The 24,679-nt window shown below is 53.2% G+C and carries 15 protein-coding genes and 3 pseudogenes; 13 read left to right on the forward strand and 5 right to left on the reverse strand.

Features of this window, described 5'->3' with window-relative positions:
• Positions 1 to 123 precede the first annotated feature (123 nt).
• The 4 genes and pseudogenes from pgk (at position 124) to eno (ending at position 5,015) form a co-directional block, all read left to right on the forward strand.
• The gene (pgk, locus tag JCM10914_RS21550; protein ID WP_023964624.1) at positions 124 to 1,305 is read left to right on the forward strand and encodes a phosphoglycerate kinase; all 1,182 of its coding nucleotides are present in this window, start codon (positions 124 to 126) and stop codon (positions 1,303 to 1,305) included.
• Positions 1,306 to 1,379: 74 nt separating this feature from the next.
• Positions 1,380 to 2,131: pseudogene (gene tpiA, locus JCM10914_RS21555) on the forward strand (triose-phosphate isomerase).
• A complete protein-coding gene (gpmI, locus tag JCM10914_RS21560; protein ID WP_023964629.1) occupies positions 2,132 to 3,676 on the forward strand; it encodes a 2,3-bisphosphoglycerate-independent phosphoglycerate mutase in 1,545 nt (514 codons plus the stop codon).
• A 49-nt stretch (positions 3,677 to 3,725) separates the two neighbouring features.
• Positions 3,726 to 5,015 carry a phosphopyruvate hydratase gene (eno, locus tag JCM10914_RS21565; protein WP_023964630.1) on the forward strand — a complete coding sequence of 430 codons (1,290 nt, stop codon included), beginning with the start codon at positions 3,726 to 3,728 and terminating at the stop codon, positions 5,013 to 5,015.
• A 51-nt stretch (positions 5,016 to 5,066) separates the two neighbouring features.
• On the opposite strand, the gene JCM10914_RS21570 is transcribed toward eno, so the two are convergent.
• Positions 5,067 to 6,173 carry a LacI family DNA-binding transcriptional regulator gene (locus JCM10914_RS21570; protein WP_023964632.1) on the reverse strand — a complete coding sequence of 369 codons (1,107 nt, stop codon included), beginning with the start codon at positions 6,171 to 6,173 and terminating at the stop codon, positions 5,067 to 5,069.
• A gap of 111 nt (positions 6,174 to 6,284) precedes the next feature.
• Here JCM10914_RS21570 and JCM10914_RS21575 point away from each other — a divergent pair, with 111 nt between their 5' ends.
• Positions 6,285 to 7,670 (forward strand): FAD-dependent oxidoreductase, encoded by a 1,386-nt coding sequence (locus tag JCM10914_RS21575; RefSeq protein ID WP_023964634.1) that lies wholly within the window; start codon positions 6,285 to 6,287, stop codon positions 7,668 to 7,670.
• A gap of 123 nt (positions 7,671 to 7,793) precedes the next feature.
• Here JCM10914_RS21575 and JCM10914_RS21580 read toward each other — a convergent pair whose 3' ends face one another.
• Together JCM10914_RS21580 and JCM10914_RS21585 are read right to left on the reverse strand one after the other, a co-directional pair.
• Positions 7,794 to 8,672, reverse strand: coding sequence for a carbohydrate ABC transporter permease (locus JCM10914_RS21580; RefSeq protein WP_023964635.1), 879 nt, complete (start codon positions 8,670 to 8,672; stop codon positions 7,794 to 7,796).
• Between the two features lie 27 nt (positions 8,673 to 8,699).
• Positions 8,700 to 9,647 carry a sugar ABC transporter permease gene (locus JCM10914_RS21585; protein ID WP_023964637.1) on the reverse strand — a complete coding sequence of 316 codons (948 nt, stop codon included), beginning with the start codon at positions 9,645 to 9,647 and terminating at the stop codon, positions 8,700 to 8,702.
• A 116-nt stretch (positions 9,648 to 9,763) separates the two neighbouring features.
• Between JCM10914_RS21585 and JCM10914_RS21590 the strand changes: the two genes are divergently transcribed.
• The 8 genes and pseudogenes from JCM10914_RS21590 (at position 9,764) to fhuB (ending at position 23,573) form a co-directional block, all read left to right on the forward strand.
• A complete protein-coding gene (locus JCM10914_RS21590) occupies positions 9,764 to 11,494 on the forward strand; it encodes a sensor histidine kinase (RefSeq protein ID WP_023964640.1) in 1,731 nt (576 codons plus the stop codon).
• Between the two features lie 80 nt (positions 11,495 to 11,574).
• On the forward strand, positions 11,575 to 13,242 hold the full coding sequence (locus JCM10914_RS21595) for a response regulator (protein WP_023964642.1): 1,668 nt from the start codon (positions 11,575 to 11,577) through the stop codon (positions 13,240 to 13,242).
• Positions 13,243 to 13,351: 109 nt separating this feature from the next.
• Positions 13,352 to 15,064 (forward strand): extracellular solute-binding protein, encoded by a 1,713-nt coding sequence (locus tag JCM10914_RS21600; RefSeq protein ID WP_023964643.1) that lies wholly within the window; start codon positions 13,352 to 13,354, stop codon positions 15,062 to 15,064.
• 92 nt (positions 15,065 to 15,156) lie between these two features.
• A complete protein-coding gene (locus tag JCM10914_RS21605) occupies positions 15,157 to 16,320 on the forward strand; it encodes a hypothetical protein (protein ID WP_023964645.1) in 1,164 nt (387 codons plus the stop codon).
• A 40-nt stretch (positions 16,321 to 16,360) separates the two neighbouring features.
• Positions 16,361 to 18,955, forward strand: a complete 2,595-nt coding sequence (locus JCM10914_RS21610) for a right-handed parallel beta-helix repeat-containing protein (RefSeq protein ID WP_023964646.1) — start codon at positions 16,361 to 16,363, stop codon at positions 18,953 to 18,955.
• A 265-nt stretch (positions 18,956 to 19,220) separates the two neighbouring features.
• A complete protein-coding gene (locus JCM10914_RS21615) occupies positions 19,221 to 20,222 on the forward strand; it encodes an alpha/beta fold hydrolase (RefSeq protein WP_081739867.1) in 1,002 nt (333 codons plus the stop codon).
• A 225-nt stretch (positions 20,223 to 20,447) separates the two neighbouring features.
• Positions 20,448 to 21,472, forward strand: a pseudogene (locus tag JCM10914_RS21620) (ABC transporter substrate-binding protein).
• Positions 21,473 to 21,564: 92 nt separating this feature from the next.
• Positions 21,565 to 23,573: pseudogene (gene fhuB / locus JCM10914_RS21625) on the forward strand (Fe(3+)-hydroxamate ABC transporter permease FhuB).
• A 68-nt stretch (positions 23,574 to 23,641) separates the two neighbouring features.
• Here fhuB and JCM10914_RS21630 read toward each other — a convergent pair.
• The gene (locus tag JCM10914_RS21630; protein WP_023964656.1) at positions 23,642 to 24,391 is read right to left on the reverse strand and encodes a transcriptional regulator, ArsR family; all 750 of its coding nucleotides are present in this window, start codon (positions 24,389 to 24,391) and stop codon (positions 23,642 to 23,644) included.
• Entirely contained in the window at positions 24,370 to 24,573 is a 204-nt protein-coding gene (locus JCM10914_RS30810; protein ID WP_023964658.1) for a helix-turn-helix domain-containing protein, read from the reverse strand. The genes JCM10914_RS21630 and JCM10914_RS30810 overlap by 22 nt, the downstream gene beginning before the upstream one ends.
• Positions 24,574 to 24,679 lie beyond the last annotated feature (106 nt).

Below are 24,679 nucleotides of genomic sequence, written 5' to 3' on the forward strand. Positions count from 1 at the left end.
TTTTCAAGTTAGAGCAATGGGAAGAATAACGAACAAGCCTGTATTTGGTGAACGATCAAGAGAAGAGAGAACAGCGATTAGCTGCCCGGTGAGGAGAAACATTTTCTTAGGAGGAACGTGGAGATGAACAAGAAAAGTGTACGTGATGTAGAAGTAAGCGGCAAACGGGTGTTTGTTCGCGTCGATTTTAATGTACCGCTCGAAGATGGTAAGATTACAGACGACACACGTATTCGCGAAACTTTGCCGACGATTAACTACTTGATCGAGCAAGGAGCGAAGGTCATCCTGGCTAGCCATATGGGCCGCCCTAAAGGAGAAGTCGTTGAATCCCTGCGTCTTACACCGGCGAGCGAGCGTCTGTCCGAGTTACTCGGTAAGCCGGTAGCGAAGGCTGACGAAGCGGTAGGCGAGACTGTGAAAGCGCAAGTGGAGAAGCTGCAGAACGGTGACGTACTGGTGCTGGAAAACGTTCGTTTTTATCCGGGCGAGGAAAAAAATGATGCAGAGCTGGCGAAACAATTCGCTGAACTGGCGGACTTGTTCGTGAATGATGCGTTTGGTGCTGCTCACCGTGCTCACGCTTCAACTGAAGGCATTGCGCATCACCTTCCGGCAGTATCGGGTCTCTTGATGGAGAAGGAACTTTCCGTTCTCGGCAAGGCGCTCTCGAATCCGGATCGTCCGTTTACAGCTATTGTCGGCGGTTCCAAGGTTAAAGACAAAATCGACGTGATCAATCATTTGCTCACGATCGCGGACAATATCATCATCGGCGGCGGCTTGACTTATACGTTCTTCAAAGCCCAAGGCCATGAGATCGGTCAATCTCTATTGGATAAAGACAAGCTCGATACGGCTCTTGGTTTCATTGAGAAGGCGAAAGCGTTGGGCAAGAACTTCTATCTGCCTGAGGACATCGTTGTGACTGACGAATTCAGTGCGGACGCGAATACGAAGATCGTTGGCATCGACGGCATTCCTGCAGATTGGGAAGGCGTGGACATTGGTCCGAAGACTCGTGCGAAGTATGCCGAAGTGATTAAGAATTCCAAATTGGTCGTATGGAACGGTCCAATGGGCGTATTCGAAATCGCTCCGTTCTCGGGCGGTACTCGTGAAGTGGCACAGGCATGTGCGGATACGGATGCTTACACGATTATCGGTGGCGGCGACTCCGCAGCAGCTGCAGAGAAGTTCGGTCTCGCTGACAAGATGAATCATATCTCCACAGGCGGCGGCGCATCTCTTGAGTTTATGGAAGGCAAGGCGCTTCCTGGTGTTGTGGCATTGAACGATAAATAGAGAATTGTATACAATGGATAGCGAGTGGATGAAGCTAGGACCTCTTAATGGAGGGATTTAAAGGAGTGAATAACTTGAGAACACCTATCGTAGCCGGTAACTGGAAAATGTTCAAAACCGTTCCGGAAGCAACAGCATTTATCGAGGATGTAAAAGGCAAAGCAGAAGTAGAAGGCGTAGAGAGTGTGATTTGTGCACCGTTTACAAACCTTCCTGCTTTGGTTGAAGCCGCTAAGGGAACAGGCATCAAAATTGGCGCACAGAATCTTCATTTCGAAGATAACGGTGCGTTTACAGGTGAAATCAGCGGTTTGATGCTGAAGGATCTGGGCGTGGACTATGTCATTATTGGACATTCCGAACGTCGTCAATATTTTGCCGAGACCGACGAGATTGTGAATAAGAAAGTCCATGCAGCGTTCCGCCATGCTTACTGCCGATCGTATGCGTGGGTGAGAAGCTGGAAGAGCGTGAGGCAGGACAAACCAAAGACGTATGCAAAGTGCAGACTGAAGCTGCGTTTGCGGGTATTCCGGCCGATCAGGCGATTCATGTGGTAGTTGCTTACGAGCCAATCTGGGCCATCGGTACAGGTAAATCTTCGACAGCAGAGGATGCTAACGAAGTTATTGCTTATATTCGTGAACTCGTAAAAGGTCTGTACGGCGAAAGTGTTGCAGCACAAGTGCGCATTCAGTATGGCGGCAGTGTGAAGCCGGAGAATGTAACCGAATATATGGGACAAAGCGATATCGACGGCGCGCTCGTTGGTGGAGCAAGTCTTCAGCCGGCTTCGTACATCGCGCTTACCCAGGGGGCGAAGTAGATGTCCGCTCCAAAACCTGTTGCATTGATCATTATGGACGGTTTCGGACTGCGCAACACCGAGGTAGGCAATGCGGTCGCACAAGCGAACAAGCCTAACTACGACCGGTATTTGAAGCAATATCCGAACACGACCCTCACTGCATGCGGAGAGGCCGTGGGTTTGCCGGAAGGTCAGATGGGCAATTCCGAAGTTGGTCATTTGAACATCGGAGCAGGCCGGATCGTCTATCAGGACTTGACTCGTATCACGAAGTCGATTCGCGAAGGTGAGTTCTTCGAGAACGAGACGCTCGTTGAAGCGGTTCGCGCAGCGAAGAATAACGGCAAGAAATTGCATTTGTACGGGCTTGTATCCGATGGCGGCGTACATAGTCACATTGAGCATATGTTTGCTATGCTGGATCTGGCTAAGAAGGAAGATTTCCATGACGTTTATATTCATGGCTTCATGGATGGACGTGACGTGGCTCCGGACAGCGGCAAGCAGTTCGTGAAGGATCTCGTTGCGAAGATCGAAGAAGTAGGCGTTGGCCGAATTGCTACGCTGTCAGGTCGCTATTACGCGATGGACCGCGACAAGCGCTGGGATCGTGTGGAGAAGGCCTATCGCGCGATGGTATACGGGGAAGGTCCTCGTTACACCGATCCGCTGAAAGCTATTACGGAATCCTACGAGAAATCGGTATTTGATGAATTCGTGGAGCCAACCGTTATCGTAGACGGCACCGGAGAACCGGCGGGCTTGGTGGAGAGCGGGGATTCGGTTATTTTCCTGAATTATCGCCCTGACCGAGCGATTCAATTGTCTCAGGTGTTCACGAATAAAGATTTTCGCGGCTTTGAACGTGGGCCGAAATTTCCGCAGAGCCTGCATTTCGTCTGCTTGACGTTGTTCAGCGAAACGGTGGAGGGCTTCGTTGCTTATAAGCCGAAGGACCTTGACAACACGCTGGGCGAGGTGCTGGTACAGCACAACAAGAAGCAGTTGCGAATCGCGGAGACGGAGAAATACCCGCATGTCACATTCTTCTTCAGTGGCGGACGCGATGTTGAGCTTCCAGGCGAGACACGCGTGTTGATTAACTCGCCGAAGGTGGCGACATATGACCTCCAGCCGGAGATGAGTGCCTATGAAGTGGCCGATGCTTGTGTGCGCGAGATTGAAGCAGATAAGCATGATGCGATTATCCTGAACTTCGCAAACCCGGATATGGTGGGCCATTCCGGTATGTTGGAGCCAACGGTCAAAGCAGTTGAAACCACAGACGAATGTGTTGGAAAAGTGGTGGAAGCAATCTTGGCTAAAGGCGGCGTCGTTCTGATCACCGCTGATCATGGCAATGCGGATATGGTATTTGATGAGAACGGTCGTCCGTTCACGGCACATACCACGAACCCGGTTCCGTTCATCGTAACCGATGAGAACGTATCGCTTCGCGAAGGCGGCATTCTGGCTGACATCGCACCGACGATCCTTGATCTGATGGGTCTGCCGAAGCCGGCGGAAATGACCGGTACTTCCATGATTGCAGCACGTAATTAAAACCGTATTAGATCAATCCCAAACTTAACATTAAAAGGAGACTATACACATGACTATTATTTCTGACGTATATGCACGCGAAGTCCTTGACTCCCGCGGCAACCCAACCGTAGAGGTTGAAGTATACCTGGAATCCGGTGCGATCGGTCGCGCCATCGTTCCATCCGGTGCTTCCACTGGTATTCACGAGGCTGTTGAGCTGCGCGACGAAGACAAATCCCGTTACCTGGGCAAAGGCGTTCTGAAGGCTGTTGAGAACGTGAATGAGCTCATCGCTCCTGAAGTGATTGGCATGGACGCTCTGGACCAACTCGGTATCGATAAATTGATGATCGCTTTGGACGGTACTCCGAACAAAGGCAAACTGGGTGCAAACGCAATTCTGGCTGTATCCATGGCTGTGGCTCGTGCTGCTGCTGATGCACTGGATCTTCCACTATATGTTTACCTGGGAGGATTCAACGCCAAGCAACTTCCAGTACCGATGATGAACATCGTGAACGGTGGCGCTCACGCGGACAACAACGTTGACGTTCAAGAGTTCATGGTATTGCCTGTTGGCGCACCTAGCTTCAAAGAAGCACTGCGCATGGGCGCTGAAATCTTCCACAACCTGAAATCCGTTCTGAAAGGCAAAGGCCTGAACACTGCGGTTGGTGACGAGGGTGGTTTCGCTCCTAACTTTACTTCTAACGAAGATGCTTTGTCTTCCATCATCGAAGCGATCGAGAAAGCGGGCTACAAGCCAGGCGAAGACGTATTGCTCGGTATGGACGTCGCTTCCACGGAGTTCTTCAAGGATGGCAAATATGTTCTGGAAGGCGAAGGCAAATCCTTCACGCCTGCAGAATTCGTTGATCTGCTCGCTTCTTGGGTAGACAAATATCCAATCGTTACGATCGAAGACGGTTGCTCCGAGGACGATTGGGAAGGTTGGAAGTTGCTCACCGAGAAACTGGGTAACAAAATTCAACTCGTGGGTGACGACCTGTTCGTTACCAACACCGAGCGTTTGGAGAAAGGTATCAACGAAGGCATTGGTAACTCCATCCTGATCAAAGTTAACCAAATCGGTACATTGACTGAAACGTTCGATGCGATCGAAATGGCAAAACGCGCAGGATACACAGCTGTTATCTCCCACCGTTCCGGTGAGTCCGAAGACAGCACGATCGCTGATATCGCGGTGGCTACGAACGCGGGTCAGATCAAGACAGGTGCTCCTTCCCGTACCGACCGTGTGGCAAAATACAACCAATTGCTTCGCATCGAAGACCAATTGGGCGAATTGGCTCAATACAACGGCTTGAAGTCGTTCTACAACTTGAAGCAAAACTAAGCGTGATAAAAGCCCGGCTCCTATCTTATGGGAGCCGGGCTTTTTTGCGTCTTATGTGGAATTTGCGGAAATCCCTCTGAGGAGGGACGGAATCGCATTCTGATCCCCGCTTATTGGTCTTACGGTATACCCCTCATGCCATCTGCCCTGAACCTGAATATGCTCATAGGGTAGCGTTGGATTAGAGATGCGCCATAACATGCGGTCGACGCCGCGCGCGCCGGTCTCCTTCACTAACAATTCTGGATGGGTAATATCCCGGAACAGTCGGTTAGGAGAATGTTCTAAACCGATTAGCGCGTAATCCTTCGGGATCGTCCGCCCTAACAAGCGGCAGGCGTAATAGACGGGGTCTAAATCATGCTCCAGGCCGACGACCAGCGCCGTCGGAGCTTCACGCATGATAGCATCGGCTAACTTATGAACATACGCTTCGCCTGTCGAAGAGTCTTGCGGTGCATATGACGCTGAAAGAGCCGCAACGCCTGCTGCGTGCATCGCCTCGCAGAACGCGTGCCAGCGGATACGAAAACCGCGATGATGCTTATTATCGCCAATATACAGAATGCGGCGATGGCCGTGCGCCAGCAGGCAGCGGACCGATTGATGCACCGCTGTCGCCACGTCCCAAACGACGCTGTCGACTGCTGCCGCAGGCGGCGGATAATTGAGTAGTATGGCTGGCACGGGCAGAGAAATAAGCTGCTCTTCTACAACCGGTGCGATCAGCGGTGGAATGAACACGCCATCCATGTAATGAAGCCCCGACCGCCAAGCCCAGCCCTCTTCATGCTTAGGCCTGAATGCTGCCGCTTCCTGCAGCGTGGGCTCCGTTAACGTCTCCAGCGTATGTCCAAATTGCGTAAGCTGGGTTTGGATGCCGTCCAGCAGCTGGCGGTGGATCGTGCCAAGGCTGCGTCTCGGCATAATATAAGCAAACCGCCGCGATTTAGTGCTGTAGATCGATATGCGCTCCACGCGCAGTGCCCGCTCCTGCTCCTTACTCCGGTATCCGAGCCGGGTAGCAAGCTCGATGACCTCCGCTCGCGTCCGCTCGGACATGCCGGGCAGTCCGCGCAGTGCCTTCGATACGGTATGCGCGCTGAGCCCCAACCGCTCAGCAAGAGTCTGAAGCGTAACGTCCTTGTAATTGGGCATCGGAATCTCTCCTTTCAATAGCGAAAAACGAAACCAAAACGAAACTAATCTGCACCCCGTACTCCAGTTATAATGTGGCGAAAGAGAACATTAATTTGGAGGTCAAGAATCATGAAAATGAAGAATGAAGCTCTCGATGCAAAGCCAATGGTTAGACAGCCGGCTCAGGATATCCCGCTCTATGCTTCCATTGATGTGCTGGTGGCAGGAGGAGGCCCGGCAGGCATCGGGGCAGCGCTCGCTGCTGCGCGCTGCGGTGCGTCCGTGCTGCTCGTCGAGCAGCGTGGCTACCTTGGAGGTATGGCGACTGTGTCGCAGGTACCTGCATTTTGCCCGTATACGGACCAGATGAAACCCATCATTCGCGGCATCGGCCTCGAGATTTTGGAGGATATGAAGCGCAGCATGGCTGATGAATTCCAACGCGATTGGCAAGGTCGGTATGACTGGGTGCCAATCGATGCGGAAGTGCTGAAACGGTTGCTCGACGAGAAAATGGCCAAGGCTGGGGTGAATGTGCTGTATCATACCTTTCTGGGCAACGTGTTGCATGAACAAGGGCATGTGGAGGCGGCGATCATCCACAACAAGTCAGGAACACAAGCCGTGAAGGCCGCTATCTACGTCGATGCCACCAGTGATGCCGATATCGTATGGCATGCCGGAGGGCCATTGGTCAAGGGCGGCGACGAAGGCGAACTCCAGCCGGGAACGATGTGCTTCGTGCTGCATAATTTAAGCCGCTCGACCTTTCTAGCTCACGCCGATCAGACTGGAAGCGACCTGAGGCACTCGATTCGTGAGGGCATCGCCGCGGGCGAACTGAAGGTAGCGCGGGAATGGGCCGGCATTTCCTGGCTTAATGAACATACGGCCGGCTTCAATTTTGGTCATGTGTTCGGCATTGACGGCTCCAATGCGGATGACCTGAGCCGCGGTGCTACGGAAGGCCGGGTGCTGGTGCATCATATCGTGCAATGGTTGCGTCGCTCCGTGCCGGGCTTTGCCAATGCCTATCTTGGCACGACAGGCGAGCAAATCGGCATCCGAGAGACGCGCCGCATTGTGGGCGACTATGTGATCACGGCCGATGATTTTCTAGGCTGCCGCAGCTTCCCTGATGATATTGCGCGCAATGCTTACTTCATCGATATTCATATGGCCAAACCCACCAGCGGTATGACGATGGTGCACCTGCCGCCGGGTCAATCGCACGGTATCCCTTACCGGGCACTGCTTCCAGTCGGTCTTGACAATGTGATCGTGGCCGGTCGTGCCATTTCCACTGACCGGGCGACACAAGGCTCGACGCGTGTGATGCCCAATTGCTTCGCGATGGGTGAAGCCGCGGGCACGGCGGCGGCGTTGCTGACGAAGCAAAAGCGCAGCAGTACACGCAGCCTCGACGTCGAAACGCTGCAGCGACAGCTTGTGCACAAGGGGGCATGGCTCGGCGAAGAAATCAACGAACGTCTGCGCACGCAGAGATCCATATGAGTTGTATGGCTCGCCCAGCTTAGCGCCATATCCAGCAGCCCGGCTCCATGCAGCTTGCATAGTACCGGGCTGTTATATTACTTGAGCTGCATAATTTCAGCTATTCCGTGATGATTATGGCTGTTATTCCTTAACGGCTCCCAGGACGATGCCCTTCACGAAGAAGCGCTGCAGGAACGGGTACACGGCAAGGATTGGCAGCATCGCAATGAAGATCTGCGCTGACTTAACGCTGCGGTTGGACAGCAGCTCTAGATCCTCGGGATTAATGCCGGTCTTGCTGAAATCCTGCACGACGACGATCGTCTGAAGCAGCGTAGCCATCGGCCACTTACTGTTGTCAATCATAAATAGCATACCGTCGAACCAACTGTTCCAATGGAACACCAGCGTGAACAGCGACAGCGTGGCGATCGCCGGCAACGAGATTGGCAGATAGATGCGCGTCAGAATCTTGAACGAAGTTGCACCGTCCATGATCGCAGCTTCGTCGAGGTCTTTGGGCAGCGCGCGGAAGAAGTTCATTAATAGTATCATGTTCCACACATTGACCAGATTCGGCAAGATGAATACCCAGAAGGAATTGATCAGATTAAGGTTCTGGATCATAATATACGTCGGCACAAGACCGGCATCAAATACCATGATAATCAGAAAAAACCACACATAGAATGTCCGACCGCGGAACTCCACCGTGGAACGCGACAGTGAGAAAGAGGCTAGCACGGTTACGATCATGCCCAGCAACGTGCCGACGATGCTGCGAAGCACGGAGGTGTTAAGCGAAGATAGGAAATTGAGATTATTGAATGTCTCCGCATAGCTGTCGAGCGTAAAGTTGATTGGCCAGAACGCTACCAAATTCGCATCGGCTGCCGCCTTGCCGCTCAGCGAGACGGCGAAGATGTGGACGAGCGGCAGCACGCACAGGATCGAGATCAGGATCAGGAAAGCAACGTTGAAGCCGTAAAATATTTTGTAGCTAGGATTTTTATGATACATGAGGTCCTCCTTGAATGTGTGCTGGCATCAGAAAATACGGTAGTTGGCCCAGCGGTAGGCGATATAATAGCCGCCGCCAATTAGGATAAAGCCCACCAGGGATTTGAATACGCCGACAGCGGTTGCCAGCGAATACTGTCCTTCCTGAAAAGCGCGATATACGTAGGTATCGATAATGTCACCCTGGCTGAGTACGAGCGGATTGATTAGGTTGTAAATTTGATCGAAATTGGCATTGAGCATACTGCCAAGTGATAGCGTAAATACGACGATAATAATCGGCAGCAAGGAAGGCAGCGTAATGTAGAGCGTCTGTTTCATCCGCCCGGCCCCGTCGATCTCCGCCGCTTCGTATAGTGCTGGATTGATGCCGGACAGCGCGGCGAGGAAGACGATGGCCGAAAAGCCGAACTCCTTCCACAGATCACTGACGATGATCGTCACCCGAAACCATGTGCCATCACCGAGGAACATCACCTGGGGAAGACCCACCCATCCTAGCAATTGGTTCACCATTCCCTCCAGCGAGAGTAGATCGAGCAGAATGCCGCCAAGGATGACCCAGGACATGAAATGTGGCAGATAGACCAGTGTCTGCACCGAACGCTTCAGCGCCATGGAGCGAAGCTCGTTCAGTAACAGTGCGAAGAAGACCGGAACGACGAGGCCAAAGATGATCTTCAGCGTGGAGATGATGAGCGTGTTGGCGATGACCTGCTTGGAATCACTCAAGGTGAAGATGAGTTTATAGTTCTCCCACCCGACCCAGGCCGAATCGGATATCCCGAGCCATGGCTTGAAGTCCTGGAAAGCCATTATAATGCCCGGCATCGGAGCGTATTTGAAGATCAGTGCGATGATGACCGCGGGCAGCAGCATCAAGTGCAGTCTCCATGTTTGGTAAAAAGGAAATCTCCGCCGGCGTTTGGTTGGCTGCCTGCCGGTGGTTGCGTCTTGCACGGTAATTTCTTTCATGGATCCGTTCCTCCTGGTTGATTATGACTGTGCTCTCATTGTAAAATTGCCGCTGCAAGGGCGTATAGCCTACATATTTTAAGATTACTGTCATTTTGTTAAGGGGGCTGTAACCGATGAGTCGACATCGTCCAATATTGATCCGTATGATCGGGGTTTTAATGATTGTGGTCGTACCGGCAGCGCTGTTGTATACCTACTTCAGCCGGACAAGCATCGAGACGATCGATGCGCAGATTACCGCAAGCAATGAAAGCAGGCTCGGCTTTCTGCGCAGCCAGATTGTCTCCAATATTGATCGTTTGTCGCTGTCTACCGGCGTGTTGACTGGGGATTCCTCCGTGCTGAATTTGCAGTTAAGCATTCTGACCGATGACTATTACGGAACGCGCACTTATCAGACGCAGCTGAAGGAGAAGCTGGGCCTGCAGAGTCTCTCCAGCAACTGGACCAACGAATTGTCAATTTATCTCCCCCAAATCGGAAGGCGTATCTCAACGCTGCCGACGGACACGTACAACTCACTGGAGCTGGACACCGCAGACAATGGCGTGTGGAGAATATATTCGCCTGGGGAGGATGGGCGGGAAGGCTATTACCAGATGCGGATGTGGGACCCGTTCCTGTCCAAAAACGATTCCGTAGGCGTCAATGCTGTCTACGAGATTCGCTTCAGTCTGGACAACATCCGCCGAATGCTGCGTGATTTCCGCCAAGAGAGCGGTGGCCAAACCTTTCTGCTGACCAGCGCAGGCATAGCTATCGGTAGCGAGGGCCAGGAGGAACTGGTAAGGGAGCTGGGCCAGGAGCTGCTGCAGTCGCCGCTCGGTGAAGCAGGCCATCGCAGTCTTCATGTTGAGGGCCAGCAGGCCTATCTTAGTCATCTTTACGTACCTGCGCTGGATGCCTACCTGATTGATTACGTGCCACTGAATGTCATTCATGCCCCGGTTATCGAGAGCCGTAACCTGTTCTATCTCGGCCTGCTTGCGGTCGTCGCACTGGGCCTGGCTGCCTCCTACCTGCTCTATCTGAACGTGCAGAAGCCGATCTCGGCAATTGTGCGTGGACTGAAGCAATTCGAGATCGGCGACTATACATACCGCATTAGGAAGCGCTTTCATAATGAGTTTGACTACATGGTGCGCCGCTTCAATGACATGGGTACGAAGATCGAGCATCTGATTCTGAACGTGTATGAGGAGCAGAACCGTTCGAAGCTCGCCACCCTGAAGCAGCTTCAATCGCAAATCCATCCTCATTTCTTGTATAACTGCCTCTCCTTCATCGCAGCCTGCGCTAAGGCCGGCCATACGGACACCGTGCGCAAGATGGCATTCCACTTGGGCGACTATTATCGCTACACGACGCGGGTCGAGAATCAAATGCCGCGGCTGCGTGAGGAAGTGGAACTGGTTCTGCACTATCTGGCGATCTATAAGCTGCGGCTGGAACGGCTTGACTATGATATCAAGCTGCCGGAGCCGATGCAGAGCGTACCGATGCTGCGGCTGATCTTACAGCCTGTCGTGGAGAATGCAATCGAGCACGGCATCGAGCCGCAGCCCGGCAGCGGCCGGGTGGAAGTGACCGGCACCAGCGATGGTTGCTGGCATACGATCGTTGTTGAGGACAGCGGGCAAGGTATGAGCGAGACAGAGATCGAGTGCTATATGCAGCGGTTGGAGCAACCAATGGAGGAGTGTACCGGATGCGGGCTATGGAATGTGCATCAACGGCTGAAACATTCCTTCGGCCCAGGTTCCGGGATAAGCCTAGCACCGTCCCGGCGATTGTCCGGGCTGGCAGTTACACTGCGCTGGCAGGCGACTGAATCTGATGCGTGAAACGAGGCACGATGGCTGCCGCGGCCACGGGGGAAAGTCAAGCTACATTACAATTCGCAGGGAGAAGGGAACGATCCTAGATGATTACACTGTTGTTAGTAGATGATGAGCCGATGCTGTTGCAGAGCATGGTAGACAATGATTGGGCGTCGATTGGCATAGGAGCGGTGCGGCAGGCGGCTTCAGGGCAGGAAGCAGCCGAAGTGCTGAAGGCGCATCCGGTCGACATCGTTGTTACCGACATTCGCATGCCGGGCATGAGCGGGCTGGAGCTGAGCAAGCATATCCGCGCGCACTATCCACACATTAAATGCATCCTGTTGTCCGGTTACGGAGAATTCTCCTATGCTCGCGAAGCGATTGAACATGGAATCGTCAGTTATCTGCTTAAGCCAATCCAGGACGAGCATCTGCTAGCCGAAGTCGGGCGTACCTCCGCTCGCATTGGCGAGGAGCGTAAGCAAGCCGGAAGCACGAATCGCGCGGTGCAAGTGCTGCGCAGTCATCTACCCAAGCTGCGCGCCAGGCTTCTCGCCGAGCTACTGCAAGGGGAGCTGCATCAACTGAGTGGCCTGCAAGAACGGCTGGATGAGTATGAGCTGTCTTTCGTTCAGGACGCGGAGTGTGCGCTGGTCATGTTGCGGTTGGAGCAGATGTTCCGCAGCGACTATGCCCAGGATGAAGTGTTGTTCGCCTATGCGGTGCGCAATATCGCTTGCGAGCTGTTGGAACGCGGCTACATGGTATGGCCTGGTGACATCAAGCGCGGTTATGTGTGCCTGCTGCTACAGTCGCGCGTGCACGCAGCGGCTCGAACTGGCGGCGCCGAGGCGAGGTTGTTGCCTGCTGACGACAGTCCTCCCGCCCCTGTAGACGCTATTCTGCTGAACCAGGTGCTGAGGGAACTGCAGCAGCAGGTAGCGGCGCTCTTGAACGGCCGCATTTCCGCGCTTGTTCAGCCTTGTGTTAACTTTCCCGGTGAGCTACCTGCCCGGTACCGGGAACTGGTCAATGAGATGCGTAAAATACCGCGCAGCGAGCAAAGTTTCGTGCTGGTAAGCGGCCAGTTCCTTCCGCTTGTGCAGCCGCTGCATGCGATGTATACGCCGCCATCGCTGCAGCAGCTGTTGGAGGGCGGCCGTTGGCAGGACGCGCGCACTAAGGTTGATGAGATTTTGACCGAGATGGCAAGCCGGAATGCGGAGACCGAGGAATCTATGCGTGAGCTTTACCACACACTTCGCAATGCCCTCGCCTACATTGCACATCTGAAGGGCAAGACCTTACCGGAACTGGTCGGGTGGCAGTCGGAGGTACCTGAGAGCAGCCCTGTTTTTCGACGCTCCGAGCTGATGCGGCAATGGTGTGCGGACGTCTTGGCCGGCGTAGAGAAGGCCGGGACCAGCGAGGCACCCGATCCGCGGCGCGAACTGCTTGCCAAGATTCACCGGTTCATCGAATCCAATATCAGCGGCGATGTGTCACTGCAATCGATCGCGGATCATGTGGACCTTCATCCCGTCTATTTGTCTTCGCTGTACAAGCAGGAGGCGCAGGAGAATATTAGCGATTATATTATGCGCTACCGGATGGAGAAAGCGGCGATGCTGCTCAAGAGCACGAATACCCGCATCTATGAGTTGGCAGGGATGCTAGGCTTTGTGAATCCGCCCTATTTCAGTAAGCTGTTCAAGGCCTATTACAAAGCAACGCCGCAGGAATACCGGGACCGATTCTATGAGCGATGATCTTAACATTTTGCTATCCGATCTTAAGACTTTAACACTATCGCAGGTCTCGGGGGCTGTAATACGATGAGAGTGCTTCCAAACACTTACCAAACAGGGGGGAACATGAATGAACAGAACTTACAAACTCCCGCTCATGCTGCTGGTGGTCGCGTTGTTGATCGGTTTGCTGGGCGCATGCTCACAGCAAGACAGCGGGCAGAGCGGCGAGTCTGAGCGGGTGCCAGATGAAAAGGCAGCAAACACGGAGAAGCCAGACGATGCCACGGCGACGGCGATCCGCGAAGGCAGCTACAAGTTCGATCCGCCAGTAACGATTACGACCGTTAAGGCGACGGACAATACGATGAGCTTTAAAAACAGGGAAACGGTCGAAAATAACGTCCATACCCAATGGGCGCTCGATGAGCTCGGAGTTAAACTCGAATACCTGTGGCAGGTGCCCGGGGATCAATTCGCAACGAAGATACGACTGATGCTGACCTCGCGCGAGGAACTCCCCGACACCTTCATGACCGAGGACATGACGCTGCTTAACGAGCTGATCGAATCGGGGTACTACCGCGATATCACGGAGGATTTCGAGCGATATGCATCTGACCGGTACAAAAAAGTGTATAATTCTGATCCGCTCATGTGGAGCCAGGTGACCTTCGACGGCAAAAAAATGGCACTTCCGAACCTCGCCAATGCCGGGAACGATAATGCGGTCATGTGGATCCGCCAGGATATTCTAGACGAGCTTGGCATGGAAGCACCTTCGGATTTTGAGGAATTGGAAGCGCTTCTGCAGGCGATGCTCGAGAGACCGGCAGACGGGGCGAGCAAGCTGATACCGCTCGGATTGAGCTTGGGTGCCGGAGGGGGCTCCAGTCCGAATCCGTTCACGGGATGGCTCGGCGAGAGTACTTGGGTGTTCGGGCCAAACGGGACGATTCCGAGCCAATGGCTGATCAACGAAGAAGATGGGACACTCGTTCACGGTTCGACCAAGCCGGAGATGAAAGCAGGCCTCGAGCGCATTAAGAGCTGGTACGACCAGGGCTTTATCTCCAAGGAAGCGGGTCTGCACGACGAGAACAAACTAGCCGAGTTGATCGGACAAGGCCGCATCGGAATCGTTGTTGCGCCTTATTGGACGGCCGCCTGGCCGATTCCGGATCTGCAGAGCAATGTGCCAGGCGCGACGATGAAGCCGTTCCCGATTCCTTCGCTCGATGGAAAGGCTGCGGCACGCGACACGAATTTCCTGCGAGGCGGGCTACTGGTGAAGAAGGATTTTGACCATGTCGATGCGCTATTCCTGTATCTGAACCGTGTGTTCGGCGAAAGGGATGCGGGAAGCGAGTTTGAGAACGGATTTGCCGAGGATTACGATTACACGGTCCTTGAGGACGGCAGCATTTCGGTGGATGACAGCGATATTCCGGGTGGCAAGGTTGGAGTGTTTAAATATTTTATCTATGAACCGAAGGATCCGTTTGCTCTCATGACGCTCATGGATAAGATCTCCTCTGGCGAAAAGCCGGAAACAGCCGAAGAAATCCGCATGTCCCGCATCAATCCTGATCAGTTACGTGCTGGCCAGATCGTCAGTGAAGGCTGGGGGAACAATGTGTACGTACCGACTTATTTCAACGGTGCGAATACAACGACCATGCAGTCCAAGGGCGGCATTCTTGCCAAGCTGGAAGGCGAGACTTTTACAAGCATGATCTACGGGAAAAAGCCGATCTCCGAATTTGATAGCTTCGTTGAGGAATGGAAGAAGATCGGCGGCGATCAAGTGACCAAGGAAGTCAATGAATGGTACAAGAAGTAAAATAACGGCAGCCCTTTCCGCATCCGCTGGTCCGACCGAGATGAAGGACTTGCGGATGTACGGAGAGAGGCATGTGACAAGGAAGTGGAAAGGTGGGAATATTGCGTACTTATTGGAGACCGACCGCCGTCGTTTCCGCACTCTTGCTGGCGCTGGGCAGCGGCTTGTTCCTGCTGGACCCCGCCCGTGAGGCGGACGCGGTAGTGGGCACTGTGAATGGCCTCCCATTGACGGAGAGCGAGTTCAGCTATGCGCTGCACACGCAGCGTGGAACACGGATCGTCCAGTTTGCAAGCGAAGTGCGTACGGACCATGGCTCCTCGCAGACCCCATCAGAGTCGAAGAGAACAACACAGCTTGACACGTTGCGCCAGACAGCCTTGGACGAAGCTGTACGCATCAAAGTACAGCTGCAGTTGGCGCATGAGCAGGGGCTGCTGGAGGAGCCGTCCATCACTGGTATCGAGCGCGAGTTGCAGATGGAGAATATACGCCGGGCTACGGCACTCAAGTCCGGTCAGCCTGTGTACGGCCCGGTTCGTTTCGATAAGGAGGGCTTCACACCCTACTACCTTAGCAAGTTGCGGCTACAGTTGATCGACATCATGCCGGTATCCGAGATGGACAATTACGAAAGCGCTTCCTACTCTCGTTCTACTTGGATTCCGAACGCACCTGCGGCCGGAACGGAGCCGGAGGTGGAATTTTATGAACTAACGCTCACATATCGGGACGAAAACCCGCAAACGAATGGGCTTGAGGCGAAGGAACGCAAGCAAGCTGCTCTAGAAGCCATGGAGCGCTTTCGGCTGGAGATGGAGCCCATCATCAACGAAACATCTGGATTGTGGGACCAGGCAGACCGTGCAGACAAAGAGCTATTGGAGATTGACGATTTAACCGAGAGCCTTGGTGAGATGGATGGCGTAGTGCAGCGGCGCAAGCTGGATGCAACCACAGCACGAGAATGGTTCAAATCGCGTCCGCAGCTGTATGCGTACGTGACGGGTCAGCGGACTAAAGGTGATCTGAGCGAGGTGCTCGACGAACCGATGTTGGGACAGTATACACTGGTGGTCATCAACAAAGAGCCCGATCCACAAGAAGCTGTGCCCGCCAAGACGGACCAATGGGATAAAGCTGCTTCTTATGACGCTTACGTGGAGGCACTCGTACGGAAAGCAGAGGTAACGGTGGATAGTGAAGTGCTGGAGCGGATACTGCTGGGAAGAGGCGACATCCTACCCGGACAATAACACACGGTTGCAAGACATTATGTGAGGAGGAAAATATGAGATGAAGAAAACGACACTGCGAGGCGCAGCCGCCTTATTTCTCGGCTTCGTGCTCGTCATGACGGCCGTACTGCCGCTGCCGTTTACGACGCTGCCGCGTGCGGAAGCCGCAGGGACGGCCTATTATGTCGACGCGGACAACGGCAACGATACCAATGCGGGCACATCCCCTGGTGTGGCTTGGAAGACCCTCGATAAGGTGAATACGGTGGTCTTCCAGCCCGGAGATGCCATCCGCTTCAAGGCTGGCGGGGTGTGGCACGGAGCTTTGAAACCGCAGGGATCGGGCGCGCCGGGTCAGCCAATCACGATTGATCGCTACGGAGAAGGCTACAAGCCGCTGATCGCCGGCGGCGGGGTGCCAGCGACGATCCATTTTTACAATCAGGAACAGTGGGAGGTCCGCAATTTAGAAATTACTAACACGGCTTCCACGCCCGGACAGCGCCGCGGCATTCATGTGGACGGTACAAGCGGGGGCTTTGCGAATCCAACCGTCTATGAGCATTTCGTGTTCGAGGACCTGGACATCCACAATGTACGCGGCGACGTATCCAATGATTATGCCCATAACGGCGGCATCATCGTCTGGGGTGAGGACTGGGATTATCACGTGCGCGATGTCGTCGTGCGCAATTGCAAGATCTACTCGCTGGACAGCGTCGGTATCTACCTGAATGGCGCCCAGCGCACCTATTCGTCCGGCCTGAAGGTGCAAAACAATGTCATGTATGACATTGCAGCGGACGGCGCGTTTATCTTGAATACAACGGATGGGTTAATCGAGCATAATGTCGTTTACGACACGCATGTTCGAGCTTCCGGATACCATGTGCCGCTATGGGTATGGGGTTCCAAGGATGCTATCATTCAATACAATGAGGTGTACAATACCGCGCCGGGCGGAGATGCGATGGCATATGACGCGGATTTTAACAGCGACGGCACGATCATTCAGTATAACTACAGCCATAACAATGCAGGCGGTATGTCGCTGGCGGTCAGCGATGGCACGAATCCGGCCAATTATAATACGAATACCGTCATTCGCTACAACATCAGCCAGAACGACGGCGGGGCCGTATTCAATTTCAGTGGCAACCCTGACTCCACTTACATTTACAATAATACCGTGTACCTGCCTAGCACCTCCAATACGAAGGTCGTTGACTACCTGAATTGGGGCGGTTATGCATCCAACACCTATTTCTATAACAATCTGATCGTTAATCTCGGTTCAGGCGGCTATTCATTTGGCGCTAGCACCAACAATGTATTCGAGAACAACCTGTTCTACGGAAACCATCCAGCGAGCGAGCCAAACGATCCGAACAAAATGACCGCCGATCCACAGCTGGCTTCACCCGGCTCAGGGGGACTTGGCATCGATTCACTGATTGGCTACCAGTTGCTGTCCACCTCGCCAGCGATCGGGGCAGGGAAAGTGATCATGGATAACGGCGGTCAGGATTACTTCGGCAATCCGGTTTCTGCGACGGCTGCGCCCAATATTGGCGCTTATGAGGGGCCGGGGCTTGACCCGAATAATTTGCCGCCACTGCCCGAGGCGCCGACGCAGATCAATCTGCTGGCTAATCCCGGTTTTGAGAGCGGCGATTTCACCGGATGGAGCTTGCATTATAATGGTGCATCGGTTGAAGCTAACCACTCGCGCAGCGGTAATTACGCAGCCAAGTTGACAGGTGCCTATGCTGGTGTCGAGCAGACGGTTACCGGCCTTCATCCGAATACGATTTACAAGTTGTATGCTTATGGGAAGGGCATAGACGGAGGGTCAGCCGTATTCGGGGTAAAGAATCACGGCGGTAATGAGCAGTCTGTCTACGTGAGCGGAACGAATTATGTACGGAGGGAGCTGACGTTTACGACTGGAAGCGGCGCGAACAGCGCTACGATCTTCCTCTATAAGGGAGGCGGCAGCGGCGATGTCTACTTTGATGATCTGGAGCTGATTCAATTCAGCGCGGCCCCTGGCGGGCCACAAGAGCCGGTCTACACAGTTGGAGAGAATGATGAGTTCCAGAGCGATACGCTAAATAATCAGTGGAACTGGGTAAGGGAAAATAGTCTTAACTGGTCTCTGACGCAGCGTCCGGGCTATATGCGTATTGTCAGCGAATCTGGCGACATCGTGGACGGCGGCGCGACTGCTCGTAATATTCTGTTAACGGGCGCACCGGAAGGGGATTGGACGATCGAAACGAAGATGGACGGGAAGCCTGCGGGGCAGTGGTCGCAAGGCGGATTAATCGTGTATGAGGATGACCGTACCTATTTTCGCATGACCAGGCTGTACGGCGCGGGCAACCAGTTTCAGTTCACGAAGCAGGTAGATGCGGTGCGCAGTCATGTTGAGGTGCCGGATACCATAGCGTCCACAACCTCCTATATGCGAATCGTGAAGCAAGGCGATACTTACAGCGGCTTCTATTCCGAAGACGGTCTGACATATGCGCAGGTATGGACGGCGCAGACCGCACAACTGACCAATCCGAAGGTAGGCCTGATCGTCTGCGCCGGCAACAGCCTGATCGCGGACTTCGATTACTTCCGTATTATTCCTGCCGATAACTGACGAATGATGGTCTGAGCGGAAGCTCCAGAGCAATAACAATTTTATATAGGTGCAGATCTGATCACCGGATTTGCACCTTTTTTTTAATTAACCGAGTGGTCGAGCGACCTTATGGAGTCGTTGTTTATAGGAACTCAAAGTCTTAGGGGAAGATCGGTCCGGAAGCGGAGGATGGGGGAACTATCGATGTACAATGACGATAAACCACCATCAGATTCAGTCATGCCTTTAACGTTAAAATCATGCGAAGGAGGTAGCCCTAATCATGCTAAGATTTCGTTTGCGAAAGGGGTACGCGCCGCCGATCCGAGTCAAGGGATTGCGGAGGACATCGGAGAGCATCGCCACCATGGAGAGGTTTAACATGGGCGGTGTACAGCAGTGGGTCGTGATTCGAGGTCATGACCGAACCCGTCCGCTGCTGTTGTTCTTCCATGGCGGACCCGGAGCATCGCAGCTTGGAGCACAGCGCAAATATTTGCCCGAGCTCGAGGAGTCCTACGTAGTGGTGAATTGGGATTATCGGGGAGCCGGTAAAAATTATACTCCCAACATTCCGCCGGAAACGATGACAATGGGGCATTTGTTGGAGGAGGCACGCGAGCTTGCAGTGCAATTGCTGCATCGGTTCGGCCAGCGAAAATTATTCGTTATGGGACAGTCATTCGGCGCCTTATTCGGCCTGCGATTTATTTATACATATCCGGAGCTGGTACACGCTTATGTTGGCGTAAATCAGCCGACCCATCGGGCGGAAGAGGAAAGACGGTCTTATGAATGGGTCTTGGGGGAAGCGGGGTCTCGAGACGTAGCCAAGGCCGTTCATCAATTGAAAGAAATAGGGTCTCCCGTGGACGGTCTCTATAAGACGATGGATGATTTCGTCATACAGCGCCGGTGGCTAACCAAGCTTGGCGGGGTGACATACCGTAAAAGTCCGACTCAGCTAAACGTGATTAGCAACCTATTTACGCCCGAGCTATCCTGGAAGGAACGAGTTCGATTTCCCCGAGGTTTTGCTTTTAGCAATACGCATCTGTGGGCTGAATTTGTAGAGCATAACTTATTTAAAGAAATCAAGGAGGTCAAGGTGCCAGTGTATTTCGTGGCCGGAGAGCATGATCGGATCTGCCATGACCTTATTTTTGATTATGCAGACCTGCTGTCCGCACCCCATAAAGAGGTCATTCGGTTTCATTCTTCCGGGCATATCGCATGTTTCGAAGAGCCTGAGGCATTCCTGAATTTGATGAATCGTGATCTGTGATTCGAGAGTCGTGTTTTCCTGCTGATTTAAGAGGGTGGAGCATCAAATCAATTTGAAGTGATTGTCCACCCATGCCAATACAGTGTCTATTTTATTACAGGATATAAAAGTCTATTGACAAGTTCATTGAGAATGATTATCATTATCCTGTGAGTTGGTAATGATAATTGTTCTCAACAATTATTGATTATTAAATATACATAAAGGCGTAGGGGGAGAAATTCGGTGCGTAATACGAAGGGTCTTATTATTATCACATTTATTTTTGCTTTAGTTTTAGCTGGTTGCGGTGGAGGAACTTCCAACGAAGGAAGCGGGACAACCACGAATAATGAGCAAGGGACTTCACAGGGCGGGGGTAATACAGAAGCTGCGCCAGAGAAACGAACCATCAAGCATGCAATGGGCGAAACGGAAATTACAGGGGTTCCGGAGCGTGTTGTAGCGCTGGAGTGGCTCTATGCGGAAGATGTGCTCGCGCTGGGCATTCAACCTGTCGGTATGGCAGACATCGCCGGGATGAACGACTGGGTGAACATTCCGGTAGAGATCGGGGCAGACGTTACCGATGTCGGTTTGCGCCAAGAGCCTAACCTGGAGCTTGTTGCATCCTTGAAGCCGGATCTCATTATCGGTCTGAAATCGAATATCGAGGCCAACTATGAGTCTTTCAAGAATATCGCACCAACCTTGGTGTTCGATCCATATCCTGCTGAGGGAGAAGGAGATCAATACGAAGAGATGGTCAATACGTTCAACACGATTGCCGACGTGCTGGGTAAGCAAGCTGAAGCTGAAAAAGTCCTTAGCGATCTCGATCAAACATATGCTGACGCCAAGGCGAAGCTTGAAGCTGCCGGCCTAACAGACAAACCATTTGCACTTGCCATGGGTTACAGCAATCAGAATGCCGCAACGTTCCGGATCTCAACGGACAATTCCCTGGCTGTTCAAATCTTGGGACACATCGGGCTGACGAACGCCCACAAGCCTAGTCAATTCGAGGTATATGGATTTACGACGGGGGATGTGGAGGCACTGCCCGCTCTTCAGGATGCGAATTTCCTGCACATGATTCAGGATAACGATAACATCATTGAGAACCAATTGAAGGACAATCCGGTTTGGAAAGGCTTGAATTTTGTAAAAGAAAATCGTGTGTATGCACTTGGTGGTGACATGTGCCTTACGGCGGCCCGTTGTCTGCCCAAGTCATGGCTCAGAAGACCGCTGATCTGCTGACACAATGAGTCTAGGCAAGAAACTGGCACAAGGTTCTGAGCCGATGAGCATTCATCCAGCCCCACCCGTACCTTCGGGAAGGGGCTGGAAGCCGTTATGGATGCTGGTCGGCGGTGTAGTGGCTCTACTCGTTCTAAGCTTTATTAGCTTAACCCAGGGACTGGCTGACATCTCTGTTAAGACGGTCGTGCAAGCCTTAGTGTCCCCACAAGATATTGCAGACCATCATCTGATTCGCAGCGTGCGTCTTCCACGAACGGTAATGGGCTTGTTAGCGGGAGCAGCTTTGGCGGTGTCTGGCGTACTTATGCAGACCGTAACACGTAACCCGCTTGCGTCGGAGACGACGCTCGGCGTGAATGCCGGTGCATATTTGGCTGTCGTAGCCGGAATGATCTTCTGGCCAGGACTGCTTCATCAATATGCCCTTCCTCTGGCTGTGGTGGGAGGAACGCTCGCAGCAGTGGCCGTGTATGCGCTGGCGGGCAGGTCACAAGCCTCACCTCTGCGAATCGCCTTGTCGGGGATGATTATCACGCTCGTATTATCATCTGTCACGAGTGCTCTAGTGTTGTTGAATCAGCAGACCACGCAAGGGATCTTCCTGTGGGGCTCTGGCTCATTGATCCAGAATGACTGGAGTGGCGTAGCTTTCTCATGGCCATGGATCGTAGGCGGGTTGATTGTGCTTTGTCTGGCAGTTCGACAGTGGGACGTTCTCACGCTTAATGAAGAATCGGCACGCTCGCTTGGCCAGAAAGTCGGCACCACTCGTTTGCTTGCCATGGGTGCGGCGATCTTGCTAGCCTGTGTGACTGTAAGTGTAGTCGGTCCGATCGGATTCATTGGGTTGGTGGCTCCCCATTTGGTTCGCTTGTCCGGCGTCATCCGGCATGCAGGATTAATCCCACTGGCTGCATTGTGGGGCTCGGCACTATTGGTCGGAGCTGATACGTTAGCCCGAATGTTCGTGAATGCTTACGGTGAGCTTCCCGTCGGTGCGATCACCGCCATGATTGGTGCCCCATGTCTGATCTGGCTGGCGATGCGAGTATCCCGCTCGTTGATCGGAGGACGCGGAGCTTCAGGCGGTTCCATGATGGCAGGCGCAAGCCAGCGCCGAATACCATATCCGGTCTTGGTGGTGTTGTTCAGCGTGCTACTGGTATTGGTATGGGTATTTAGCTTGGTGAGCGGTAGTCTACGCATTCCTTTTACGGAAGTCGTGGCGGTACTTACAGGAGGCGGCGATGCAATGTATCGCCAGATTCTGCTGGAATTCCGCTTGCCGCGGCTGTTGACCGCGGGACTTTCCGGTATGGCGCTTGCCGTGAGTGGCAGTCTACTGCAGAATGCGGTACGTAATCCACTTGGAGATCCTCAGGTGATCGGGGTAACAAGTGGCGCGGGGGCAGGAGCTCTGCTTCTAATGGTGGGCTTTCCGGGGCTGTCTGCCGGCTGGGTGCCGGTAGGTGCAGTCCTTGGAGGAATGTCTGCGGCCGCTCTGGTGTATGCAGTATCTTGGAAAAGAGGACTGAATCCGACAATTCTTACACTCGTCGGTATTGCTGTTGCTGCCCTGGGCTCTGCGATCATTAACTTGATGATCATCCATGCGAAGGTGGATGTGGCACCTGCGTTATCCTGGATGGCGGGAAGCACTTATAATCGAGGCTGGACAGAGGTACAGCGCATCGTTCCGGCGATCCTCATCTTGCTGCCATTGGTGCATGGCTTGGCCGAAAGGTGGATCTACTGACTTTCAGTGAAGAAAGCTCTACCGGGCTCGGACTTCATGTGCGAAACACTCGCATGTATGTAGCCATCATTGCTGTGTTGCTGGCTTCCATTGCCGCGGCCAATGTTGGCTCGGTCGGCTTCATTGGGCTGCTTGCACCGCATGCCGCGCGGATGCTGGTTGGCGCCCGCCATCGACAATCGATGGTCATAGCTGCACTGCTCGGCGGTATTTTGTTGGCCGGGGCGGATTGGATCGGCAGGGTAATCATGATTCCGAAGGAGCTGCCTTCGGGGATCGTTACTGCGCTGCTGGGTGCACCGTACTTGTTATATCTAATGAGTAAGACGAGTAAACTGAAGAAAAAGTAATCTTCAAAAAAGCTATACCGCTCACCCTAAGTAGGGACGGTATAGCTTTTTTTGTGGATGGTAACAGTTTATTTGTCGGTATACCGCACAAAAGACAGGACAATATCCTGCGGATGATCTCCAAAGCCGGAACCAAACAAATTCAATCCGTTCGGATATTCGGCATCTTGCTTGACCTCAAAGCGAACGCGGATCGGGCGGTTAAAGGCGAGCTCCAGCGCCTCAATGGTTGTAGTGCTTGACTCGTGACCGTCTACTTGGCTGCCTTGCTTGGTTACGCGCCATTCGGTCAGCTTGCCGTATTCACTGCCACTTCTCCATTTATCCGGAGTGAGCTTGCCCTTGCGATCACCAAAATCACCCGGACTTCTCCAGGTACCGATCAGAGAGTCGTTGATGCTCACCGTTATATCGGAAGGCCAGTCCTGCTGGAAGGAGGGCGCTTCGGAGCATAGCTCCGCGCGGATGCACAGTTCATCCAGGGCTGCACCAGGCGGCATAGGATTAGCAAAATAATACTCGATATACCCGAAGCCGGAGAACCAGAGCAATGCCGCTTCCGTTCGTTCCGGCATATAGAAGGCCCGCGGATCGTCAGGCGATCCGATCAAGGAACCGTCACGTGCTGCCATGCCGCAGGTCGGCTCAATGGAACAATGGGAGAACATGCCGATCGGCATGTGGATCTCTTCCGTGCGCTGCAGCCCTTCACCCGGCTTGGCGGGCAGCTCCAGTAAAATCGATCGGCAAGTGACGGCGCAAATCTTCTCCCGATTGGCTCCTTGCGACGAGACGATCAGGTCAGCTTGCTCCAACATTTGGACATTAATGGAGACCGTAGGCTGTGCAATACCGAGTGCCTCGCCAATTGGCCGACACTCATCGGTTTGTCGCCGAGCGCTTCGAGAATGCGCACCCGGACATCACTGGATAAGGCTTTGGCGATCTCAACGATCCGGGATGCCGGATAGCGGTTGGTTTCCAGCTTTGCTTCGTTCATATTCCCCTTCCTTTACTGAAGAGATGTAATAGTCCAAGTGTACAATGAATTTTATATATTGTAAAACTATAATGTACATTGCATTTATCGTATATAGGTGCTAGAA

The sequence above is a fragment of the Paenibacillus sp. JCM 10914 genome, from assembly GCF_001315105.1.
Lineage (GTDB): Bacteria > Bacillota > Bacilli > Paenibacillales > Paenibacillaceae > Paenibacillus_AQ.

Excerpts from the sequence above, each read along its gene's own strand:
- JCM10914_RS21595 (WP_023964642.1), top strand. The coding sequence starts at position 11,575 with ATGATTACACTGTTGTTAGTAGATGATGAGCCGATGCTGTTGCAGAGC.
- gpmI (WP_023964629.1), top strand. The coding sequence starts at position 2,132 with ATGTCCGCTCCAAAACCTGTTGCATTGATCATTATGGACGGTTTCGGA.
- JCM10914_RS21570 (WP_023964632.1), bottom strand. The coding sequence starts at position 6,173 with ATGCCCAATTACAAGGACGTTACGCTTCAGACTCTTGCTGAGCGGTTG.
- JCM10914_RS21580 (WP_023964635.1), bottom strand. The coding sequence starts at position 8,672 with ATGTATCATAAAAATCCTAGCTACAAAATATTTTACGGCTTCAACGTT.
- JCM10914_RS21600 (WP_023964643.1), top strand. The coding sequence starts at position 13,352 with ATGAACAGAACTTACAAACTCCCGCTCATGCTGCTGGTGGTCGCGTTG.
- pgk (WP_023964624.1), top strand. The coding sequence starts at position 124 with ATGAACAAGAAAAGTGTACGTGATGTAGAAGTAAGCGGCAAACGGGTG.
- JCM10914_RS21610 (WP_023964646.1), top strand. The coding sequence starts at position 16,361 with ATGAAGAAAACGACACTGCGAGGCGCAGCCGCCTTATTTCTCGGCTTC.
- JCM10914_RS21615 (WP_081739867.1), top strand. The coding sequence starts at position 19,221 with ATGCTAAGATTTCGTTTGCGAAAGGGGTACGCGCCGCCGATCCGAGTC.
- JCM10914_RS21585 (WP_023964637.1), bottom strand. The coding sequence starts at position 9,647 with ATGAAAGAAATTACCGTGCAAGACGCAACCACCGGCAGGCAGCCAACC.
- JCM10914_RS30810 (WP_023964658.1), bottom strand. The coding sequence starts at position 24,573 with ATGAACGAAGCAAAGCTGGAAACCAACCGCTATCCGGCATCCCGGATC.
- JCM10914_RS21630 (WP_023964656.1), bottom strand. The coding sequence starts at position 24,391 with ATGTTGGAGCAAGCTGACCTGATCGTCTCGTCGCAAGGAGCCAATCGG.
- JCM10914_RS21590 (WP_023964640.1), top strand. The coding sequence starts at position 9,764 with ATGAGTCGACATCGTCCAATATTGATCCGTATGATCGGGGTTTTAATG.
- eno (WP_023964630.1), top strand. The coding sequence starts at position 3,726 with ATGACTATTATTTCTGACGTATATGCACGCGAAGTCCTTGACTCCCGC.
- JCM10914_RS21575 (WP_023964634.1), top strand. The coding sequence starts at position 6,285 with ATGAAAATGAAGAATGAAGCTCTCGATGCAAAGCCAATGGTTAGACAG.